General features: G+C 68.5%; 2 protein-coding genes. Both read left to right on the forward strand.

Going from position 1 to position 1,188, the window contains the following annotated elements; translation table 11 throughout:
* Positions 1–49: 49 nt before the first annotated feature.
* On the forward strand, positions 50–241 hold the full coding sequence (locus AB0395_RS48545) for a hypothetical protein (RefSeq protein ID WP_366295163.1): 192 nt from the start codon (positions 50–52) through the stop codon (positions 239–241).
* A 117-nt stretch (positions 242–358) separates the two neighbouring features.
* The gene (locus tag AB0395_RS48550; protein WP_366295165.1) at positions 359–1,141 is read left to right on the forward strand and encodes a hypothetical protein; all 783 of its coding nucleotides are present in this window, start codon (positions 359–361) and stop codon (positions 1,139–1,141) included.
* Positions 1,142–1,188 lie beyond the last annotated feature (47 nt).

Raw genomic sequence — 1,188 nt, forward strand, 5'->3', positions numbered from 1 at the left:
GCCAACTCGGCGAATAGGCATCTCAGGTCGGCTGGGACAATAGACGACCATGATTGCTTCCCCTCCCTCTCCCTCGGTTTACGTGCACCCTGAGGCGCCCATCGAGCTCCACCGCGGCCAACGAACCGGCGTCTTCTACCTCATCACCGGAGCCCCGCAGCTCACCAGCCGCCAACTGATCGACGTGGGCCGATGGCTCATCCAGGTAGGCCGGGAAGATCTGGAGGCCGCCGAGCGCTGAAACGCAGAAGCGGCCCCCCGTCCGTCCACGGAGAGCCGCCCCACCAACCTTGACCGCCTCGCTGACCCTGCCTGATCGCGAAGCCTGCCCAAAGCGTACGACCTCGGGGAGGCTGTCATGTCTGATCGCGTCTGTCCTGGAAAGTGCAACGCCCGACCTCGGCGCGAGCACGACGACCACGCTCGCGCTCTCGCTACCTGGCAGGCAGAGATGGCCGACTGGATCGCCAGCTCCGATGAGGACCGTGGCCCCGAGCCCGTCCGCCCCGCAGAGCCCACCTCCCGCTGGATGGCCGGCGCCCCGTACTGGTGCCTATCTGACTCCTCCGCGGTACGGTCCGCCCTCACTGACCTCGACGAGCAGATGACGCTGCGGCTCCTCGCTGGGGACGGCCACGGTTCTCTCAGCCTCGCTGAGCGCGTCTCCTCCTCGCCCGAGCCGGGATCTCCTTCACCGGCGCACGACGACCTCGACGAACTCGTCCGCTGGCTCCGCGAATGGGAACGCGCCTACCGGGAGTCTCAGGGCTGGCCCACCGCTCCTCACCGCGGCGAAGCAGCCCCAGCCCTCACCTCGGCCGTCGGCTGGCTCCTGGCCCACCTCGACGGGATCCTCGCCCACCCCGACCATGCCGAAGGGTTCGGAGTCGGCATCCTGTACTGGCACAACCGTCTCGCCGCCGCCGCCAAGACGCGTCCACGCCGCATCTCCAAGCAGCTGCGCTGCCCCCAGTGCCATCTCGCGACCCTGTCTCAGGTTGAGGGGGAGGACCGCGTCGAGTGCCGCAACCGCGACTGTGGAGCCAACCGCGGAGGGCCCGTCGTCATGACGATCGACGAGTACGAAGGCCGAGCCCACGAGACCATTGAGGCTGCTCGCACCCACAGGCGGGCATCGTGAGCGAGTCCTGCCCCACCTGCCTCGGCCGCGGAACTCTCCCAGACCTC

This window comes from Streptosporangium sp. NPDC051023 (assembly GCF_040689595.1).
In the GTDB taxonomy this organism is placed as follows: Bacteria; Actinomycetota; Actinomycetes; order Streptosporangiales; family Streptosporangiaceae; genus Streptosporangium.